The 20,190-nt window shown below is 55.1% G+C and carries 18 protein-coding genes; all 18 read left to right on the top strand.

Annotation, left to right across the window (positions count from 1 at the left end; all coding sequences use genetic code 11):
- Nucleotides 1–443: 443 nt before the first annotated feature.
- Nucleotides 444–1,343 (top strand): DUF6017 domain-containing protein, encoded by a 900-nt coding sequence (locus CGC65_RS26970; RefSeq protein WP_330361515.1) that lies wholly within the window; start codon nt 444–446, stop codon nt 1,341–1,343.
- 17 nt (nt 1,344–1,360) lie between these two features.
- Nucleotides 1,361–1,573 (top strand): DUF5348 domain-containing protein, encoded by a 213-nt coding sequence (locus CGC65_RS26965; protein ID WP_002566676.1) that lies wholly within the window; start codon nt 1,361–1,363, stop codon nt 1,571–1,573.
- Between the two features lie 43 nt (nt 1,574–1,616).
- Nucleotides 1,617–2,093, top strand: a complete 477-nt coding sequence (locus CGC65_RS26960) for a PcfB family protein (protein WP_002566675.1) — start codon at nt 1,617–1,619, stop codon at nt 2,091–2,093.
- Nucleotides 2,090–3,895 (top strand): VirD4-like conjugal transfer protein, CD1115 family, encoded by a 1,806-nt coding sequence (locus CGC65_RS26955; protein ID WP_002566674.1) that lies wholly within the window; start codon nt 2,090–2,092, stop codon nt 3,893–3,895. Before CGC65_RS26960 ends, CGC65_RS26955 begins: the two co-directional genes overlap by 4 nt.
- Nucleotides 3,896–3,959: 64 nt before the next feature.
- Nucleotides 3,960–4,175, top strand: a complete 216-nt coding sequence (locus CGC65_RS26950) for a Maff2 family mobile element protein (RefSeq protein ID WP_002566673.1) — start codon at nt 3,960–3,962, stop codon at nt 4,173–4,175.
- Nucleotides 4,176–4,250: 75 nt separating this feature from the next.
- Nucleotides 4,251–5,114 (top strand): VirB6/TrbL-like conjugal transfer protein, CD1112 family, encoded by an 864-nt coding sequence (locus CGC65_RS26945; RefSeq protein WP_002566672.1) that lies wholly within the window; start codon nt 4,251–4,253, stop codon nt 5,112–5,114.
- Nucleotides 5,115–5,147: 33 nt separating this feature from the next.
- On the top strand, nt 5,148–5,714 hold the full coding sequence (locus tag CGC65_RS26940) for an MT-A70 family methyltransferase (protein ID WP_080548698.1): 567 nt from the start codon (nt 5,148–5,150) through the stop codon (nt 5,712–5,714).
- Between the two features lie 6 nt (nt 5,715–5,720).
- Complete coding sequence (locus CGC65_RS26935) at nt 5,721–6,170, top strand: PrgI family protein (RefSeq protein ID WP_007036732.1); 450 nt, start codon at nt 5,721–5,723, stop codon at nt 6,168–6,170.
- Entirely contained in the window at nt 6,073–8,478 is a 2,406-nt protein-coding gene (locus CGC65_RS26930; RefSeq protein WP_038282497.1) for a VirB4-like conjugal transfer ATPase, CD1110 family, read from the top strand. The genes CGC65_RS26935 and CGC65_RS26930 overlap by 98 nt, the downstream gene beginning before the upstream one ends.
- 31 nt (nt 8,479–8,509) lie before the next feature.
- On the top strand, nt 8,510–10,456 hold the full coding sequence (locus CGC65_RS26925; protein ID WP_002566669.1) for a C40 family peptidase: 1,947 nt from the start codon (nt 8,510–8,512) through the stop codon (nt 10,454–10,456).
- Nucleotides 10,457–10,479: 23 nt separating this feature from the next.
- A complete protein-coding gene (locus CGC65_RS26920; RefSeq protein ID WP_002566668.1) occupies nt 10,480–10,743 on the top strand; it encodes a DUF4315 family protein in 264 nt (87 codons plus the stop codon).
- Nucleotides 10,733–11,500, top strand: a complete 768-nt coding sequence (locus tag CGC65_RS26915; protein ID WP_002566667.1) for a DUF4366 domain-containing protein — start codon at nt 10,733–10,735, stop codon at nt 11,498–11,500. Before CGC65_RS26920 ends, CGC65_RS26915 begins: the two co-directional genes overlap by 11 nt.
- Nucleotides 11,497–13,587 (top strand): DNA topoisomerase 3, encoded by a 2,091-nt coding sequence (locus CGC65_RS26910; protein ID WP_002566666.1) that lies wholly within the window; start codon nt 11,497–11,499, stop codon nt 13,585–13,587. The genes CGC65_RS26915 and CGC65_RS26910 overlap by 4 nt, the downstream gene beginning before the upstream one ends.
- Nucleotides 13,588–13,796: 209 nt before the next feature.
- Nucleotides 13,797–13,952: a hypothetical protein gene (locus CGC65_RS31470; RefSeq protein ID WP_002566665.1), complete on the top strand. Its 156-nt coding sequence runs from the start codon at nt 13,797–13,799 to the stop codon at nt 13,950–13,952.
- A 10-nt stretch (nt 13,953–13,962) separates the two neighbouring features.
- Nucleotides 13,963–14,439 (top strand): hypothetical protein, encoded by a 477-nt coding sequence (locus CGC65_RS26905; RefSeq protein WP_002566664.1) that lies wholly within the window; start codon nt 13,963–13,965, stop codon nt 14,437–14,439.
- A 49-nt stretch (nt 14,440–14,488) separates the two neighbouring features.
- Nucleotides 14,489–14,692: a hypothetical protein gene (locus CGC65_RS26900; RefSeq protein WP_002566663.1), complete on the top strand. Its 204-nt coding sequence runs from the start codon at nt 14,489–14,491 to the stop codon at nt 14,690–14,692.
- Between the two features lie 102 nt (nt 14,693–14,794).
- Complete coding sequence (locus CGC65_RS26895; protein ID WP_007036729.1) at nt 14,795–15,394, top strand: helix-turn-helix domain-containing protein; 600 nt, start codon at nt 14,795–14,797, stop codon at nt 15,392–15,394.
- Between the two features lie 133 nt (nt 15,395–15,527).
- The gene (locus tag CGC65_RS26890) at nt 15,528–20,189 is read left to right on the top strand and encodes an LPD25 domain-containing protein (RefSeq protein WP_002566661.1); all 4,662 of its coding nucleotides are present in this window, start codon (nt 15,528–15,530) and stop codon (nt 20,187–20,189) included.
- Nucleotide 20,190: the final 1 nt, after the last annotated feature.

Below are 20,190 nucleotides of genomic sequence, written 5' to 3'. Positions count from 1 at the left end.
ATCACGGGATAAGGACACCGAATTTACTACCCATTTACTACATTCGGAGGGAGCCTTGACACGCTGTCCTTTCCCATGAAGCCCACTATCCCAAACAGCGCACATCGAAAAATCGAATACGACACCGCAGACGGCGGCGTTCTCTTTTCCCTTTGGGGAGATCAGGACGCCGCTTTTTTGCGCCCAAATAGAGGAAGGAGCGACCGCCTATGTACTTTACGTCCGGCAGCGACCGGGCCTTTGAACAGCTCATGCAGACAAGGCCAGGCGCAGATCATTTTGACAGCGGCGAGGCCGGAGCGCCGGAGGACTGCGGCACTTGCCGATTTTACCGCCCACACTGGAAGTATCAGTTTTGCATCTACGCAGAATGTCCTTACCAGCCGGGCAAGCTCACCGTCTTTGACACGGTGAAATTTCAAGTGAAAGGAGTGTGCGACAAGATGGCAGTTTTTCGAGTGGAGAAAAACCGAGGATACACGGTGATGTCCAACCACCACCTGCGGAATAAGGACTTGTCCCTGAAAGCCAAGGGCCTGTTATCGCAAATGCTCTCTCTGCCGGAGGGCTGGGACTACACGCTAAAGGGCCTGTCTTTGATAAATCGGGAAAGCATCGACGCCATACGGACGGCGGTGTGGGAGCTGGAACGGGCCGGATATATCACCCGACAGCAGAACCGGGACGGCAAGGGAAAGATGGCAGATATGCTCTATACCATCTACGAGCAGCCGCAGACCGAAGCATCGGTGTTGGAACAGCCGATATTGGAAAACCCGGTGTTGGAAAATCCAACATCGGATAACCCGACACCGGAAAATCCAACGCAAATAAATAAAGATAGATCAAGTAAAGAGAAATCAAATACAGATGGACGAATTACCGATTCCATTCCTATCCTTTCCCCTCCCTCTCCTTTGGAGAAAGCAGCGGCTGCGCCGCCGGAACGGAAAGGAACGGGAGCGAAGTCACAGAGCGCCGTAGCGGTTTATCGGGAAATCATCAAGGATAACATCGAGTATGAACACCTTTGCCAGCACACCAAGGGGATTGACCGGGAACTGCTGGACGAGATCGTGGACTTGCTGGTGGAAACCGTATGCAGCGCCCGAACGACCATCCGCATTGCCGGGGACGATTACCCCGCTGAGCTGGTGAAATCCAAGTTGATGAAGCTGAACAGCTCCCACATGGAGTTTGTCTTTGACTGTATCAGCAAAAACACCACGGAAATCCGAAATATCAAGAAATACCTGCTGGCGGTTCTGTTCAACGCCCCAAGCACCATCAACGGCTATTACACGGCACTGGTGGCCCACGATATGAACACCGGCAAAATCTGAAAAAGGAGGACAGCCCTATGAAACAGGGAACTTTGATTTTTGACGAGCAGGCAGACCGCTATGACATCCGTTTTGACCTAGCGGACTACTACGGCGGCCTGCACTGCGGAGAAACCTTCGATGTACTGGTAGGCGGCAGATGGAGGCCCACCCGCATAGAAATGGCTGAAAACTGGTATCTGGTGGGTATCCGCACCGACGACCTCTCCGGCCTGCGGGTGCGGATCTAAGCCGTGCCGCCTGCCTGCTTTGACTTCCAAGGAGGGATAGCAGTTGCAGGAAGAAATCGAACAGAAAACCATCGCGTTAGCGGTTAAGACGGGCAAGCTCACCGGCCAGGTATTGCAGGCGGCCATGAAGAAATTTCTGGCCGCCCGGCAGAAAGGGACAGGAAAGGCACATCACGGAAAACAGAGCTTGCGGCAGCTCAAAAAGGACGGTTCCGCCCTGTCCAACATTGAAATCACCGATGCCAACATCGGCCTGTTTCGGCCCTGCGCCAAGAAATACGGAATTGATTTCACCCTGCGGAAAGACCGCACCACCCATCCGCCCCGGTATATCGTGATTTTCAAATCCAAGCAGGCGGACAATCTGGAACAGGCGTTTAAGGAGTTTACGGCCAAGAAGCTCAAACAGCAGGAACGCCCCTCCATCCGAAAGGCCCTGTCGGCTATGAAGCAAAAGACGGCGGCCAGAAACCGCCAGCAGGCCAAGGAGAAAATCAAGGAAAGGGGGCTGTCTCTATGAGGCCGGAAGTGAAAAAGCTGATAATCGCAAACCTGCCCTATCTGCTGTTCGTTTACCTGTTTGGCAAGCTGGGACAGACCTACCGGCTGGCGGCTGGGGCGGATGTCTCAGAAAAGCTGCTGCACCTTGCGGACGGCTTTTCCCTTGCCTTTGAAAACGCCGCCCCCAGCTTCCACCTGTTCGATCTGGCGGTGGGTGTGGCCGGTGCGGTGGCATTGCGTCTGATGGTGTACTGCAAGAGCAAGAACGCCAAGAAATACCGCCGAGGCGTAGAATACGGCAGTGCCCGGTGGGGCGGCCCCAAAGATATAGCCCCGTACATCGACCCGGTGTTTGATAACAACATTCTCCTGACCCAGACGGAACGCCTCACCATGAACAACCGCCCCAAAGACCCCAAGACCGCCCGGAACAAAAACGTACTGGTCATCGGCGGTTCCGGCAGCGGCAAGACGCGATTTTTTGTGAAGCCGAACCTGATGCAGTGCGTGTCCAAGGACTATCCGGCCTCTTTCATTATCACCGATCCCAAAGGGGGCCTGATCGGGGAGGTGGGCCAGCTCCTTGTGCGAAGCGGCTACCGGGTCAAAGTGCTGAATACCATCAACTTTTCCAAGAGCATGCGGTACAACCCATTCCGCTACATTCATTCGGAAAAAGACATCTTAAAGCTGGTCAACACCCTGATCTGCAACACCAAGGGGGAGGGCGAAAAAAGCGCCGAGGATTTTTGGATCAAGTCGGAACGTCTGTTGTATTCGGCTCTCATTGGCTACATCTGGTACGAAGCGCCGGACGATGAAATGAATTTCACGACGCTGCTTGAAATGATCAATGCGTCGGAGGCCCGCGAGGACGACCCGGAATTTCAATCCCCGGTGGATGCCATGTTTGAACGGCTGGAAGAAAAAGACCCGGAACACTTTGCGGTGCGCCAGTACAAAAAATTCCTTCTGTCGGCAGGCAAAACCCGCAGTTCCATTTTGATTAGCTGCGGAGCCAGATTAGCGCCATTTGACATCCGGGAAGTGCGGGAGCTGATGGAGGACGACGAGCTGGAGCTTGACACCATCGGGGATGAAAAAACGGCCCTGTTCCTCATTATGAGCGACACGGACACGACGTTTAACTTCATTCTTACCATGGTGCAGAGCCAGCTTATCAACCTTTTGTGCGACCGGGCCGATGACAAATACGGCGGGCGGCTGCCCGTCCATGTGCGGATGATTCTGGACGAGTTTGCCAACATCGGTCAGATTCCCAACTTTGACAAGCTGATCGCCACCATCCGAAGCCGGGAAATCTCGGCTTCTATCATTTTGCAGAGCCAGTCACAGTTAAAGGCCATCTACAAGGATGCAGCGGAAATCATTTCCGACAACTGCGACTGTACGCTTTTCCTGAGTGGAAGAGGTAAAAACGCCAAGGAAATCGCTGACGTGCTGGGCAAGGAAACGATTGACAGCTACAACCAAAGCGAAAACCGGGGCGCGCAGACCTCCCACGGACTGAACTACCAAAAACTCGGAAAGGAGCTGATGAGCCAGGACGAAATTGCAACCATGGACGGAGGCAAGTGTATTTTGCAGGTGCGCGGGGTGAGGCCGTTTTTCAGTGAGAAATACGACATTACCCGCCACCCCCGCTATCAATACCTCTCGGATGCCGACAAACAGAACACCTTTGATGTGGACAGGTACTTGTCGTCCCTGCGCCGGAAAAAACGGCGCGTGGTATCGGAGGATGAAACCTTTGACCTTTACGACATTGACCTGTCGGACGAAGATTTAGCCGCCCAGTGAAGCGGCTTTTTTCCTGTAATCAATCAAATTTGGTCGCCGGAAACCGGCAGAAAGTGAGGCATATATGGAATTTTTCAATAGTGCAGTGGATACGTTACAGACCATCGTTGTGGGCCTGGGCGGGGCGCTCTGTGTATGGGGCGGCGTCAATCTGTTGGAGGGATACGGGGCCGACAACCCCGCCAGCAAGAGCCAGGGGATCAAGCAGCTTGTCGCGGGCGGAGGCGTGGCCCTCATTGGCATGACCCTTGTTCCGCTGCTGTCCGGGCTGCTGGGATAATCGTTTGGTCCATCTGCAAGCAATACGCCGCGCCCTCCTGCTGCTGGGAGGGCGCGGGAAAGGAGGGATACACACATGATTGATGATTTAATCGGGGAATGGATCAAAGGCATCCTGATTGACGGGATCAAGGGAAACCTGTCCGGCCTTTTCAGTACCGTGAATACCAAGGTCGGGGAAATCGCATCGGATGTGGGCAGCACTCCGCAGGACTGGAACGGCGGCATTTTTTCCATGCTGCAAACCCTGTCCGAAACGGTCATTGTCCCCATTGCGGCGGCGATTCTCGCCCTGGTGATGTGCTATGAGCTGATTGAAATGATTGTGGAAAAGAACAACATGCACGACTTTGATACGTCCCTGTTCTTCCGCTGGATGTTTAAGAGCGCATTTGCCATCCTCATTGTGACGAACACATGGAATATCGTCATGGGCGTCTTTGACGCCACCCAGGCCGTCGTGAACCAAAGCGCCGGGGTCATCATCGGGGAAACCAGCATTGACTTTGATACCCTGATTCCGGATCTGGAAACCCGGCTGGAAGCCATGGACATCGGCCCTCTGTTGGGCCTGTGGTTTCAGACCCTGGTTGTTGGGCTGACGATGCACGCGTTATCCATCTGCATTTTCCTTGTCACCTACGGGAGAATGATTGAAATATACGCCGTGACTGCGCTGGGGCCGATTCCCCTTGCTACGCTGGGAAACTCGGAGTGGCGCGGCATGGGCCAGAACTACTTAAAATCCCTGCTGGCACTGGGCTTCCAAGCCTTTTTAATCATGGTGGTGGTGGGGATTTACGCGGTGCTGATTCAGGACATCGGCACGATGGAGGATATTTCCGGCGCGATCTGGGGCTGTATGGGCTATACGGTGCTGCTATGCTATGGCTTGTTCAAAACCGGCAGCTTGTCCAAAGCCGTATTCACAGCCCATTGACGCGACACTATTTGCACAGGAGGAAACAGGCTTATCGAGAAATCACAGAAGAAAACCTATCACATTATTTACGCTGACCCGCCGTGGAGATATGACCAGAAAACGGTACAGGGAGCAGCGGAAAACCACTATCCCACCATGGGAATCGACGCGCTGTGCGCTCTGCCGGTGGAAACCCTGGCCGCCAAGGACTGCCTGATGTTTTTGTGGGCCACGTTCCCTATGCTGCCGGAAGCCCTGCGGCTGATCCAGGCATGGGGCTTCACCTTCAAGACCGTGGCCTTTGTATGGCTGAAACGGAACAAGAAAAGCCCCACCTGGTTTTACGGGCTGGGGCACTGGACAAGGGGCAATGCGGAAATCTGCCTGCTTGCCAAGCGGGGACACCCCAAACGCTATTCCCGCAGCGTCCATCAGTTTATCATTTCCCCCATTGAGGAACACAGCAAGAAACCCGACATCACCCGCGAGAAAATCATCGAGCTTGCGGGTGACCTGCCCCGCGCAGAACTGTTTGCCAGACAGAAAACCCCTGGCTGGGATGTTTGGGGCAACGAAGTGGACAGCGATTTTTCCCTGTCCGCACCAGAAACGAGGTGATTTTATTTGGCTTATGTCACTGTCCCCAAGGATTTTACCAAGGTGAAATCCAAGGTGGTATTCGGGCTGACGAAACGCCAGCTCATTTGTTTTGGCGGTGCGCTGCTGGTCGGTGTCCCGCTTTTTTTGTTGATCCGGGGCCGCATCCCCACCAGTGCGGCGGCGCTCCTTATGGTGTTTGCCATGCTTCCGGGCTTTCTGCTGGCGCTGTATGAGCGCCACGGCCAGCCCCTGGAAGTGGTGGTACACCAAATCCTGGAGTGTTGCTTTTTTCAGCCCAAGGAACGGCCCTACCAGACCAACAACGCTTACACCGCCCTTGTGCGGCAATTCCAGATGGAACAGGAGGTAAATGCCATTGTTCAAAAAGCAAAGAAACGAAACGAGCGCAAAAGCGCCGGTCAGGCTCACCCGTGCCGAGCAAAAAGAAATTCAGGCCGTCATCCGCAGGTATAAGGGCGACGGAAAGCCCCACTCCGCCCAGGAGAGTATCCCCTACGAGGCCATGTATCCAGATGGGGTTTGCCGTCTGACGCCCCGCAGGTTTTCCAAGTGCATCGAGTTTTCAGACATCAGCTATCAGCTTGCCCAGGCGGACACCAAGGCGGCCATCTTTGAAAGCCTGTGCGACCTTTACAACTATCTGGATGCCTCCATCCACATCCAGTTTTCCTTTCTCAACCACAAGATCGACCCCAGGCAGTACGCCAAGAGCCTTGAAATCCGGGCGCAGGGCGATGCCTTTGACGACATCCGCACGGAGTATTCCGCCATCCTAAAAGACCAGCTCGTCAGCGGGAACAACGGACTGGTAAAGCGGAAGTTTCTCACCTACACCATTGAGGCTGACAGCCTGAAACTGGCCCGTGCCAGACTGCACCGCATTGAAACCGACCTGTTGGGCTATTTCAAGAGCATGGGGGCCGTGGCGTGGGGGCTGGACGCAACGGCCCGGCTGGAAGTCATGCACCGCATGTTCCACCCGGACGGGGAGCCGTTTTCCTTCGATTGGAAGTGGCTGGCTTCCTCCGGCCTCTCCACCAAGGATTTTATCGCCCCGTCGTCGTTCCGTTTCGGGAACGCCCGGATGTTCGGGCTGGGAGGCAAGTACGGGGCTGTCAGCTTCTTAAACATCCTGTCCCCGGAGCTGTCGGATGAAATGCTGGCCGACTTTCTCAATACGGAAAACGGCATTGTGGTGAACCTCCATGTGCAGGCCATCGACCAGAGCAAGGCCATCAAGACGGTGAAGCGCAAGATTACCGACCTGGACGCCATGAAGATTCAGGAGCAAAAGAGGGCTGTCCGCAGCGGCTACGATATGGACATCCTTCCCAGCGACCTTGCCACCTACGGGCAGGACGCCAAGGAGCTGCTAAAGACCCTGCAAAGCCGGAATGAACGGATGTTTCAGCTCACCTTTCTTGTCCTCAATACCGCCGACACCCGGCAGGCGCTGGAAAACGATGTGTTTTGGGCCGCAGGCGTGGCACAGAAATACAACTGTTCCCTTGTACGGCTGGACTACCAGCAGGAGCAGGGCCTTATGAGCAGCCTCCCATTAGGGGCCAGCCACATCCAGATTGAGCGTTCTCTGACCACTTCCAGCGTGGCCGTGTTCGTCCCCTTTGTAACGCAGGAGCTGTTTCAGGATGGAGAGGCCATGTATTACGGCGTCAATGCCAAGACCGGCAACATGATTATGCTTGACCGGAAGCGGGCGCGCTGTCCCAACGGTTTAAAGCTGGGTACGCCAGGAAGCGGCAAGTCCATGAGCTGCAAATCCGAAATTTTGAGTGTGTTCCTCTGTACGCCGGATGACGTGTATGTATGTGACCCGGAGGCCGAGTATTATCCCCTTGTAAAACGGCTGCATGGACAGGTGGTGAAGCTGTCGCCCACCAGCAAATCCTATGTGAACCCGCTGGACATCAACTTAAATTACAGCGAGGATGAAAGCCCGCTGGCCCTAAAATCCGACTTTGTTTTGTCGTTTTGTGAACTGGTGATGGGCGGCAAGAACAGGCTGGACGCCATCGAAAAGACGGTCATTGACCGGGCGGTGCAGGTGATCTACCGGCCCTATCTGGCAGACCCACGCCCGGAGAACATGCCCATCCTCTCCGACCTGCACAAAGCCTTGTTAGACCAGCACATCCCGGAGGCCGACCGGGTGGCCCAGGCCCTTGACCTGTATGTGAACGGCAGCTTAAACGTGTTTAACCACCGCACCAATGTGGACATTGAAAGCCGCATTGTGGCCTTTGACATCAAGGAGCTGGGCAAGCAGCTAAAGAAAATCGGGATGCTGATCGTCCAAGACCAAATTTGGGGCCGGGTGACGCAAAATCGCAGCCAGGGCAAGGCCACCTGGTTCTTTTGTGATGAATTTCATCTGCTGTTGCGGGAGGAACAGACAGCGGCCTTTTCCTGCGAGATTTGGAAGCGTTTTCGTAAGTGGGGCGGCATCCCCACAGGTGCCACGCAGAACGTCAAGGATCTGCTTTTATCGCCGGAGATTGAAAATATTTTGGAAAATTCGGACTTCATCTGCCTGCTCAACCAGGCGTCCGGCGACCGGCACATCCTTGCGGAGCGATTGAACCTATCCCCCCAGCAATTACGGTATGTGGAAAATTCCGAACCCGGCGAGGGGCTTTTGATTTACGAGAATGTAGTTTTGCCCTTTAAGAATCCTATCCCAAAGCACACCCAGCTTTACCAGATCATGACCACCCGCTTAGGCGAGAGGGCCACGGTATGAGGTGCGGGGCCGCAAAAGGAGGTGGCGCACCATGAAGCCCTTAAAACCCCGTGATAAGGTGACGCAGCGCATGACCCGCGCTGGGCTTACACTGGACAACCAGACCACCGGCGAGAGCATGAACATTTCCAGCCGGGAGGCCGAACCGGAATACACGGCCAAGCCGGATGGTACAGCGGAAAAGGCGCTGGAACGGGCTGTGGACATCCGCGACCGGCATAAGGCAAAGCAGGCGGCCCGGCATGGAGAGCGTATGGCAAAGGAAGCCAGCGGCCCGGCCTCCCGACTGCAATTTACCGCCGAGGAACGGGCCTCCCCGGAACTGGCCCCGTATATCAAACAGGCGGAGAAACGGGCCGACCGGCTGGATACAGCAAAAAGCGCCCTCCCGAACAGGCGCGTGATTACCAAGGAAACCGTCTACAACGAAGCCAAGGGAAAGGCCAGAAGCAAACTTCACTTTGAGAAAGTGGAGAAACATCCGCCAAAGCTCAAACCCAATCCGGCCAGCCGCCCGGTGCAGGAGGCGGGGCTATACCTCCACGGAAAAATCCATGAGGTGGAGCAGGAAAATGTGGGTGTGGAGAGCGGCCATAAGGCGGAAGAACTGGCCGAGCGCCAAGCGGGCAAGGCCCTGAGAAACGCCAGACGGCGGAATAAGCTGAAACCCTACCGGGCCGCAGCCAAGGCGGAACGAAAATCCATGGCCGCCAATGCCGAGTTTGTGTATCAAAAATCCCTGCGGGACAACCCGGAACTGGCGCAGGCGGTCACGAATCCCATTTCCCGCCTCTGGCAGAAACAGCACATCAAACGGGAATACGCCAAGGCCGCACGGGCGGCGGGCCGGGGCGCGGCAGGCAGTGCCAAGACCACCGCATCAGCCGCCAGGAAAGCCGCAGAGAAAGGTAAACAGGCCGCGTCCCTTGTGGCCCGTCACTGGAAAGGGGCGCTGCTGATTGGCGGCGTGGGCCTCATGCTCCTGTTTCTGATGGGGGGCCTGCAATCCTGCACCGCCATGTTTGGCAGTGCCGGGACGGGACTTGCGGCCACCTCCTATCTCTCGGAGGACAGCGATATGCTGGGAGCCGAGGCTGCCTACGCCGGGATGGAAGCTGATTTACAGTACGAATTGGACCACTACGAAACCCTGCATCCCGGCTACGACGAGTACCGTTTTGAGCTGGACGAGATCGGCCATGACCCCTATGTACTGACCTCTATCCTCTCCGCGCTGCATAACGGCGTGTTCACCTTGGAGGAAGTACAGGGCGACCTTGCCATGCTCTTTGAGCAGCAATATATCCTGACCCAGACGGTTGAGACGGAAATCCGCTACCGCACCGAAACGAGTACGGACAGCGAGGGGAACGAGTACGAGGAAGAAGTTCCCTACACCTATTACATCTGCAACGTGACGCTGGAAAACAGGGATTTATCCCACCTGCCCGTCTCCCTCATGGACGAGGAAGCATTAAGCCTGTACGCCGCCTATATGCAGACGCTGGGCAACCGGCCAGACCTCTTTCCAAGCGGCAGCTATCCCAATGCCTCCACCATTAAAGAGCCGACCTACTATGAAATCCCACCGGAGGCGCTAAAGGATGAAGCCTTTGCGGCCATGATCGCGGAGGCGGAAAAGTATGTTGGCTTTCCCTATGTCTGGGGCGGCAGCTCCCCCAGCACCAGCTTTGATTGTTCCGGCTTTATTAGCTGGGTGGTCAATCATTCCGGCTGGAATGTGGGACGGCAGACGGCGCAGGGGCTTTACAGTCTCTGCACCCCCGTTTCACCGGAACAGGCAAGGCCCGGCGACCTGGTATTTTTCGTCGGCACCTACGACACCGCCGGGATGTCCCATGTGGGGCTGTATGTGGGCAATTCGGTGATGCTGCACTGCGGCGATCCAATCAGTTACACGAACCTAAATTCAAGCTACTGGCAACAGCATTTTTATTGTTACGGGCGTTTACCTTAAACGCCAGAAAGGAGTGTTTGACTATGGCAATGAACAAATTGGAACGCATTGAAAAGGACATTGAGAAAACCAAGGACAAGATCGCGGCGCTGCAAAAGCAGCTTCGGGATCTGGAAGCGGCCAAGACGGAACAGGAAAACTTGCAGATTGTCCAGCTTGTGCGGGACCTGCACATGACGCCCCAGGAATTTGCCGCCTTTGTCCGGGATGGCGCGTTGCAGGCACCCCCAGCCCCGCAGCCGGATTTTGAGCAGGACGAACAGGAGGAAACCGCCGATGAAGAATAAAGCCATTCGCATGTTCACCGCAACACTGGCCGCTGTGCTTTGCATGGCGGCTGTTTCCGTCACCGCCTACGCCGGAGGTGTTGACCCTCACCCGCAGCCATTGCCGGAGGAAACGGAAAAACCCACCACCGGGGGGATCGAGATGGAGCCGGAGGACGTACCCGTCACACCCAAGGGCAATGCGGCGCTGGTGGATGATTTTTTCGGGGATAAGCAGTTGATCACCGTCACCACCAAGGCCGGGAATTACTTCTATATCTTGATCGACCGGGCCAACGAGGACAAGGAAACGGCGGTGCATTTCTTAAACCAAGTGGACGATGCCGACCTGCAAGCACTGTTGAAGGACGGCGAGACCAAGCCGGAACACTGTACCTGCACAACCAAGTGTGAGGCCGGGGCTGTCAATACGAATTGCCCGGTGTGTAAAAACAACATGAACGCCTGCACCGGGCCGGAGCCGGAAGAACACAAGCCGGAGGAAGCCAAGCCGCAGGAGGAAAAGCCAAACGGCATAGGCGGCCTTGTGGTGTTCCTGGCGGTCGTTCTGGCAGGCGGCGGCGCGGCTCTTTACTTCTTCAAGTTCCGCAAGCCAAAAGCGGACATCAAGGGCGGCGACGATCTGGACGAGTACGACTTTGGGGAGGACGAGGACGACGAGGAAGAAGCCCCGGAGCCAGATGACACCCAAGAGCCGGGGGAAGATTGGTTGATCGAGAAAGAAGCACCTGAACCAAACAAGGAGGATGAGGAATGAGTATTCAGTTAGTGATTGCAGAGAAACCGAGCGTGGCCCGCAGCATTGCGGCAGTGATTGGAGCGGAGAAAAAACAGGACGGCTACTTAGAGGGAAACGGCTATCTGGTGAGCTGGTGTATCGGCCACCTGGTTTCCCTTGCCGACGCCGGGGCCTATGACGAGCGGTTCAAAAAATGGCGCTATGACGACCTGCCGATTATCCCGCAGCAGTGGCAGTACATCATCCCGGACGAGAAGAAAAAGCAGTTTGAAATCTTACGTTCCCTGATAGAGCGCACCGACGTGGAGAGCCTTGTGTGCGCCACAGACGCCGGGCGAGAGGGAGAACTCATTTTCCGTTTCGTCTACCAGATGGCGGGCTGCAAAAAGCCGTTCAAACGTCTTTGGATTTCCAGCATGGAGGACGGGGCCATCAAGGACGGCTTTGCCCATCTAAAACCGGGGGCAGACTACGACAGCCTGTATCAGTCGGCTCTTTGCCGGGCGCAGGCGGATTGGCTGGTGGGGATCAACGCCACACGGCTTTTCTCCATCCTCTACCACAAGACCCTGACCGTGGGCCGGGTGCAGACACCCACCCTCAAAATGCTGGTTGACCGGGAAAGCCAAATCGGCAATTTCAAGAAAGAGAAATACCACGTTGTCCATATCGCGGCGGGCGGCATGGAGGCGGCCAGCGACCGCTTTACAAGTCCTGACGATGCGGAGGCGGCTAAGGCGGCTTGCGCTGGGGCACAGGCTGTTTGTGTTTCCGTCAAGCGGGAGCAAAAAACGGAGAAACCGCCCCGCCTCTATGACCTTACCACCTTGCAGCGGGAGGCTAACCGGCTCTTTGGCTTTACCGCCAAGCAGACCCTAGACTATGCCCAGCAGCTTTATGAAAAGAAGCGGCTGACCTATCCGAGAACAGACAGCCAGCACCTTACCGACGATATGCAGCCCACAGCGGAAAGCCTTGTGTCCGGCCTCTGGCCGTTGCTCCCCTTTGCAAAGGGGCTTGACCTCTCCCCGCAGTTGGGCCGGGTGCTGAACAGCAAAAAGGTGAGCGACCACCACGCCATCATCCCCACGATGGAGTTTGTGCAGAAAGGCTTTGACGGGCTGACCGAGGGGGAGAAAAAACTTCTCTCCCTTGTGTGCTGCAAGCTCCTGTGCGCCGTGGCCGCGCCTCATGTGTTTGAGGCCGTCACCGCCACTTTCACCTGTGCCGGGAAAGAGTTTACCGCCAAGGGCAAAACCATCCTGACGCCGGGCTGGAAAGAGATTGACCTCCGTTTCCGTACTTGCTTTAAGGCCGATGCCAACGAGAACGCGCCGGAGCTGGCGCGGGTACTGCCTGAGATCACCGAGGGCCAGACCTTTGACAAGGCGGAGGCCAGCATCACCGAGCATTACACCGCGCCCCCGAAGCCCTACACCGAGGACACGCTACTTTCGGCTATGGAACGGGCCGGGGCCAAGGATATGCCGGAGGACGCCGAACGCCAAGGTTTGGGAACCCCGGCCACCCGCGCCTCCATTCTGGAAAAGCTGGTGCAGATGGGCTTTGTGGAACGAAAAGGCAAGCAGCTTCTTCCCACCAGGGACGGCCATAACCTTGCCTGCGTCCTTCCGGATGTGCTGACCTCTCCCCAGCTTACGTCTGAATGGGAAACGAAGCTGACGGCCATTGCCAAAGGTCAGGCCGACCCGGAGGACTTCATGCATGACATTGCAGAAATGACAAGGAGCCTGATTGTGGGCTATTCGCAGATCAGCGAGGACGCACAGAAGTTGTTTCAGGATGAGCGTGTGGCTATCGGCAAATGCCCCCGTTGTGGGGAGAGCGTCTACGAGGGCAAGAAAAACTATTCCTGCGGAAACCGGGCCTGCCAGTTTGTCATGTGGAAGAATGACCGATTTTTTGAGGAACGGGGCAAAGCGTTCACCTCGAAAATCGCCGCCGCTCTGCTGGGAGACGGAAAGGCAAAGGTAAAGGGACTGCTCTCTCTGAAAACCGGCAAGACCTACGACGGCACGGTGCTTTTGGCCGATACCGGCGGCAAGTATGTGAACTACCGCGTGGAACAGAGGGGCAAAAACTAAAAAACAGCAAGCATAGGGAGTGTAGCCACACTCCCGGTAAACTCCCTGTCCCGGCCATTCTGCCGGGCGGGAATTTTCACTTTGGGAAGGCTTCAATCCCCCTGTCTCATGAACCCCCGTTTGTGCGCAATGGATTCAGATTTGCTTTTCAACATCGGGTATCCCTGCTATAATATGCGCAAGGAGTATGTCATGCAAAAGAGGAACCGATGAAACAACCGGATAAAAAATCACGTTTGAATGGTATGGCTGCGATTGGGATGGGGCTTGGCCTGATTTTTGGAATTTTGTTGAAGGACCTCCCGCTGGGCCTTTTGATGGGAGCGGCACTGGCTGGCTTTGGAAATATGACAACGAAAAGGTAGGCGGATGGTTATGAAAAAATGGATACTTATTTTTAGCGCAATCGCATTGCTTTTGTTTTCACTGACCTTTGTTCTATGTAGCCGGGAAAATAATCTGGCAGCACTGTCCAGACAATGCGGGATTGACTTAACGATAGGGAAAGTTGTTTCCCACAAGGATACGCATGGTGGATTTCATGGAGATGGTGTTTCCTACACAGTGGTACAGTATCCCGATGATTCCATCGGTGAACAAATGGAAGAAAGTGAAACCTGGCATACACTTCCACTTCCCGAAAACTTAGATACTTTCCTATACCAGCCATACGATGATGAAGTATCTATACCGGAAATACAGGACGGATACTATTATTTTTATGACCGCCATTCGGAAAGTAGGAATCCATATGATGATTCCGAGTTGTTCCAACGTTTTTCCTTTAATTTTACCTTTGCAATTTATGATCAAAGCTCCAATCAAATATATCTCATTGAATATGACACATAAAGGTAGTCGATCTGTTTGATTTTAAGAACGGCTTAGACCAGGAGGAACAATGTATACGAACAGCCGGGAGAACGAAGTCCGTTTGCTGAAACGGTTATGGGCAGAGCTTCCAACCATATGCCCCAAATGCCACCAAGCGGAATTAGAGCATCTTCATAAGAAAGCGAAAAAGAGTAATCTGGACTGGAAGTGCCCTGCCTGCGGAGAAATTTACCGCACCATAAACATGCTGAGTGAGCTGCCGGATTCTTAAATTTCTGTATGGCCTGGCTCTTGCAACCTACGGTTGCGTTTTAGTTGGTAGCCTGCAACCGGAATGTTGATGTATGATGAAATCTGAAAGGAGGGCGTGAACATGGCACTGAGCGAAAACATTAAAGCCAGGCGTACACAAATAAAAATGTCCCAAGAGTATGTTGCCGATCAGTTGGGCATCAGCCGTCAAGCCGTTGCAAAGTGGGAAGCAGGAACCAGTGAACCGACATCTAAAAACTTATCGGAACTGGCTTCTCTCTTTGAAATGAGCATTTCTGAATTGGTTGATCCTCAAACCTATGCCGAGGAACAAGAGACGCAGGAACAAAAATTAAGTACTAAGCAGCGAAATGCCAAGATGCTTTTTGGCAGGTGGGGGGCTGTCATACTGATGAATGCTGGCTGGGACGGCTATTCTTCCGGTCTGTATGGTACAGACTTCCCGTACTATTGGTTAGCCATTTTGGCGGTTGGTCTTGTATTGCTGTTTATCACATCAAAGGATATGGGGAAAAAGCATAGGCTTGAAGCATTGCAGATTATACTTGGTCTTTCCATGATTTTCTCTGTTTTCTTTTTGCCGCGCATCATTCCTTTGGAGCAGGTTGGAGTGACGTATCTTCTGGCAGATGTGATTACTGCAATCTGCGCGATTCTATTAAGTTTGAAATATTGGCGGCATATTTGGAAGGTTAAATAAAACAAAGGCCGTGTAGGCCCCTCTTATTCACAACTAAATACCAGCCGCCCACCGGCGGCACAACCCAGCAGGAAATCTTTGAAACGGTTTCCTGCTTTTCTTATGCCATTTTTTAGGAAGGATGTGACACCAAATGTCTTATAGCTCTTATGACCATGACGATTTAGAACCGGCCAGCACGATGCGGATCGAGCGCCGGATTTACTTTGAAAGCGGCAAGGCCGATCTCTCCGAAGCGGTAAAGTTGCCCCTTGCGGAGCTTCTTTCTCTGCGGGCGGAAAGCGCCGCCGCAGAACAGGAAGTGTTTGACCGTTTGAAAGCGCAGGCCGCCGCATGGGAGAAACAGGCCGGAAGAACCCTGTTTCTGGACAAAGTCCTGGAATATGCCCGGACGCTTCCCGTCACGCACACTTCCAACCAGTGGGAGCAGCCGGACAACTACCGGCATATCCGCAGCAACATGGTTTACCAGATGTATTACTCCATTTCAGAGAACACCCGGTACGACAGCGCCGCCCAAACCTCCGTCCCTTACTCCTGGACATTAAGCTGGAGCCTGCGCACCAACGCGCCGGGCAGCTACCGGCAGGCCAAGATTGCCGGACAGGATCGGAAAGTCTTTGCCAGCCGGGAAGCACTGGACAAGTACCTGAATGGCCGTATCAAGGCACACGCCCATTACTTTACGGAAATTTCCCCGGCTATCCCTAAGGAATACGCCGACTATTTCAAGGTCAACGGCTGTCTGCTCCCCGGCTACACCATCGAAGGGGAGGAACCGGCAAAAGCCGCAGAGCTTCCCACACAGGAGGAACCCATGCAGCCGCCAACGTTCAACACCACCCCGGAACGGAGAGCCTCCGTGAACGAAGTATGTTCCATTTTTCTTGATAACCACGCCGAAGCACAATCCGACGAACCACATGGCTGCTGGCTTTCCCTGCCAACGACCGCCGAACAGGTGCAGGCCGCCTTAAACGAAATCCATATCACCGCCGACAACCAGCAGGATTGTTTCATTGCCGGTGTTTCTGCCCCGGAGGGGCATCCGCTGGAACTGCCGGAGGACTTGATACAATCCGCCAGTGTGGACGAACTGAACTTCCTTGCCGTGCAGCTTCAAAAGTTGGATGCTGTGGAACGGTCGCAGTTAAACGCCGTCATGCAGTCCCTGGAGAAATTTCAGACCATCGGGCAGGTCATCGACTATTCCGAAAATACCGATTGCTTTGTTCTCATTGACGCCAAAGACTACCGCACCTTAGGGGATTACTACCTGAATCATTCGGGCCTGATGGTGATTCCCGATGAATGGAAACCGGCCATTGACACGGAACGGCTGGGCCAGTTTATTGCCCAGGGGGAACAAGGCACATTCACCGAGTACGGGTATCTTCTGCGAACCGGGGACAAATGGCAGCGCGTCCATGAGGGCCAGCCAGTGCCGGAAGAATACCGGGTGATGGCCTATCCTGCGCCGGAAATTATGCGGGAGGAAAGCAAGGTGCAGCCGGAGACGGCAGCTCCCGCAAAGGCCCCGCAGCCTGTCACCCCCATTCTATTAAACAGCCAGAACAGTACCGACCGTATGAAAGAAATCACCGACCGGCTGGAAATCGGCATACAGGAGCTGTTTGAGAGTGAACGCTACAAAGCCTATCTCACCTCCATAGCGAAGTTCCACAGTTACAGCTTCAATAACACCCTCTTGATTGCTATGCAGGGGGGCCAGCTGGTAGCGGGCTACAATAAGTGGCGGGACGAGTTTCACCGCAATGTGAAGAAAGGCGAAAAAGCCATCAAGATCCTGGCCCCGGCCCCGTTCAAAGCAAAGAAGGAAGTGCCGAAGCTGGACGCCCAGGGCAAGGTGGTGATAGGCCAGGATGGAAAGCCAGTCACCGAGGTACAGGAAATCCAAGTTCCGGCCTTCAAAATCGTGTCCGTCTTTGATGTAAGCCAGACCGAGGGCGAGCCGCTGCCCTCTATCGGCATGGAAGAACTGACCGGCAGCGTGGAACGGTACGAGGAATTTTTCAAGGCGCTGGAACAGACCTCCCCCGTCCCGATGTCCTTTGAGGACATCCCCGGCGGCTCCCACGGCTACTACCACTTGGCAGAACAGCGGATCGCCATTCAGGAGGGCATGAGCGAATTACAGACCCTAAAGACGGCCATCCATGAGATCGCCCATTCCAAGCTCCACGCCATCGACCCGGAAGCCCTGGCCATAGAGCAGGCCGACCGCCCCGACAGCCGCACCCGCGAAGTGCAGGCCGAAAGCGTGGCTTATGCCGTTTGCCAGTACTACGGGCTGGATACCTCCGATTATTCCTTTGGCTATGTGGCCGGTTGGAGTTCCGGCAAGGACTTGAAAGAGCTGAAAGCCTCCCTTGAAACCATCCGGGCCACCGCCCATGAACTGATTACCACCATTGACGGCCACCTTGCCCAGCTTCAGAAAGAACGGCAGGCCCAGCAGGAACAGCCGCAAACCGCACCGCTGGAACAGGCCGCTGAGCAGCCAGACCCAGGCAGTGCATTTTCCAAGTTGCCCCCCAAGCAACAGCAGGAAATGACCGACAGCGTAAAAGCCATGCTGCAAACCCTCATTGAAGCGGATTTAAAATCCACCGGCGAGGTATCACAGGGAACCAAGGAGGCGGCGCAGGAACAGGGCTTTACCATTGCCGGGGACGGTTCACTGGAAAAGGCCGAGGCCCCGCAGGAAGCCGCCTACCGTCTGGAAAGCGGCGATTACCTGTATATCCAGACATCGGAAAACGGTTATGACTACACGCTATATGGCCCTGACTACAAGGAGCTGGACGGAGGCCAGCTTGACAATCCCGACCTGTCCCTTATGGAAGCTGGAAAGGAAATCCTTGCTGCCCATGAGCTACCGGCTGGGACGATGGAACCCCTGACCGGCGACGCGCTGGACGGTTTTCTGGAAGCCGCCAAGCAGGCCAACGCCATTCCCCAGCCGCAGGCATGGAACGGAATCGACGGTATTTTGAACGGCAATCCCTTGATGCCGGATGTATCCCCGGCTGACCGGGCGGCCGCCCTGATCGCGCTGGCCGAACAAAGCGCCCCGCGTTTGGGAAGGGAAGAACGGAAGTTGATTATGGACTATGCCGACGCCGTGAACGACCCGCAAAAAATCATAGGGCTGATCAACCACCTATGTGAACAGGGGTATGAACTTCAACACGGCAAGATGGATGACGTTGTAAAAAGCCAGATTGTAAGTGAGATGGCCGTTGCCAGGGCGGAACAGACCATCGCCTGTGACCCGGAAGCCGAGCCGATTGTCACGATTCTTTGGAGTGAAAGCCCCCACTTAAAAGATGGCCAGCAAATGCCATTACATGAGGCCGACGCTGTTTTTCAGTCACTGGACGAGGCCCAACGCCGCGGCCGAGAACAGCCGGGCTATACGGGAAGCTGGTACGACAAGACCAGGTTCCGCATTGACTTTACCATGCAGGGCCAGCCGGACAACTACGAGGGGCGGCAGGACTTTGGCGATGGGGACGGTTCCCTGATTCAGCATATCCGGGGCTGCCACGAATACTACGAACAGGATGAAAGCTGGAAAAACCATGTGCTGCACCATGAGGGGCCGGAGGCATGGGAAGCGGACAAGGCCCAGCGGGATATGCTGCTGCATACCTTTGTCCCATATCTCAAACAGCACTGCAACCTTTCCCGTATGGAACAGGAGGCCCAACACCTTTTACGATCCGGCGATCCCCTGTTGCCAGAGCAGACCGCCTATTTGGACGCCTTGGTGGAGTATGTAAGAGAGTGCCGTCCGCTTCTCAATCAGGGAGAATCGTTACCGGAGCCGCCGCAGCTTTTCGACTTTGATAAGAGCTTGCAGGACTATAAGGCGCAGGTCAAGACCGAGCTGGAACAGGAAGCCGCCACTGCCGGGCTGACGGTGGAGGAATATATTGACTCTGGTTCCTATGCCCCGGCGCAGCCTAACTTTTCCATCTACCAAGTGCCGCCCGGCCCGGAGGGGCGCGACTTCCGCTACCGTTCCTATGAGGACTTGCAGGCGGACGGGCTTTTGGTGGACAGGAAGAATTACCAGCTTGTCTACACCGCGCCGCTGGATAAGGACACCACACTGGACGAGATTTACCGCCGCTTCAATATGGAACATCCCGCCGATTACAAGGGACGTTCCCTCTCTATGGGGGATATTGTGGTGTTCCGGCAGGACGGGGAACAGACGGCCTACTATGTGGACGAGGGGGCCGACTACCGGCAGGTGCCGGAGTTCTTCTCCCAGCCGGAAAAGCAGCTCACGCCGGACGAGTGCATGACCGGCGAACAAATCCAGACGCCGAGGGGACGTTTCTATCTGACCGACAGGAGCCGGGAACAGATGGAGGCTGCCGGGTATGGATTCCACCACCAGTCGGAGGACGGCAAGTATCTTATTATGGCAAACGGCACAAGGGCCTTTGCCATCCCGGCCCAGCAGGACAGCCACATCAAAACCGCTGAAATGTCCACCGAGCAGAACTACAACATGATCGACGGCATGATGAACAACGCCCCGTCTATGGAGGAACTGGAAGCAAAGGCAAAAGCAGGGGAACAGATTTCCCTTTTGGATGTGGCCGAGGCAGCCAAGGCGGAGGCCAAAAAGCCCAAGCAAACGCGCAGGACAACACAAAAACCAAAGAAACCGTCCATCCGGGCGCAGCTTGCCGCCGCCAAGGAGGAACAGAAAAAGAAGTCCCCGGCGTGGGAAAAATCAAAAGAAATGGAGGTATGAG

The organism is Enterocloster bolteae, from assembly GCF_002234575.2.
Lineage (GTDB): Bacteria > Bacillota > Clostridia > Lachnospirales > Lachnospiraceae > Enterocloster > Enterocloster bolteae.
This window is presented reverse-complemented; position numbering and strand designations above follow the sequence as displayed.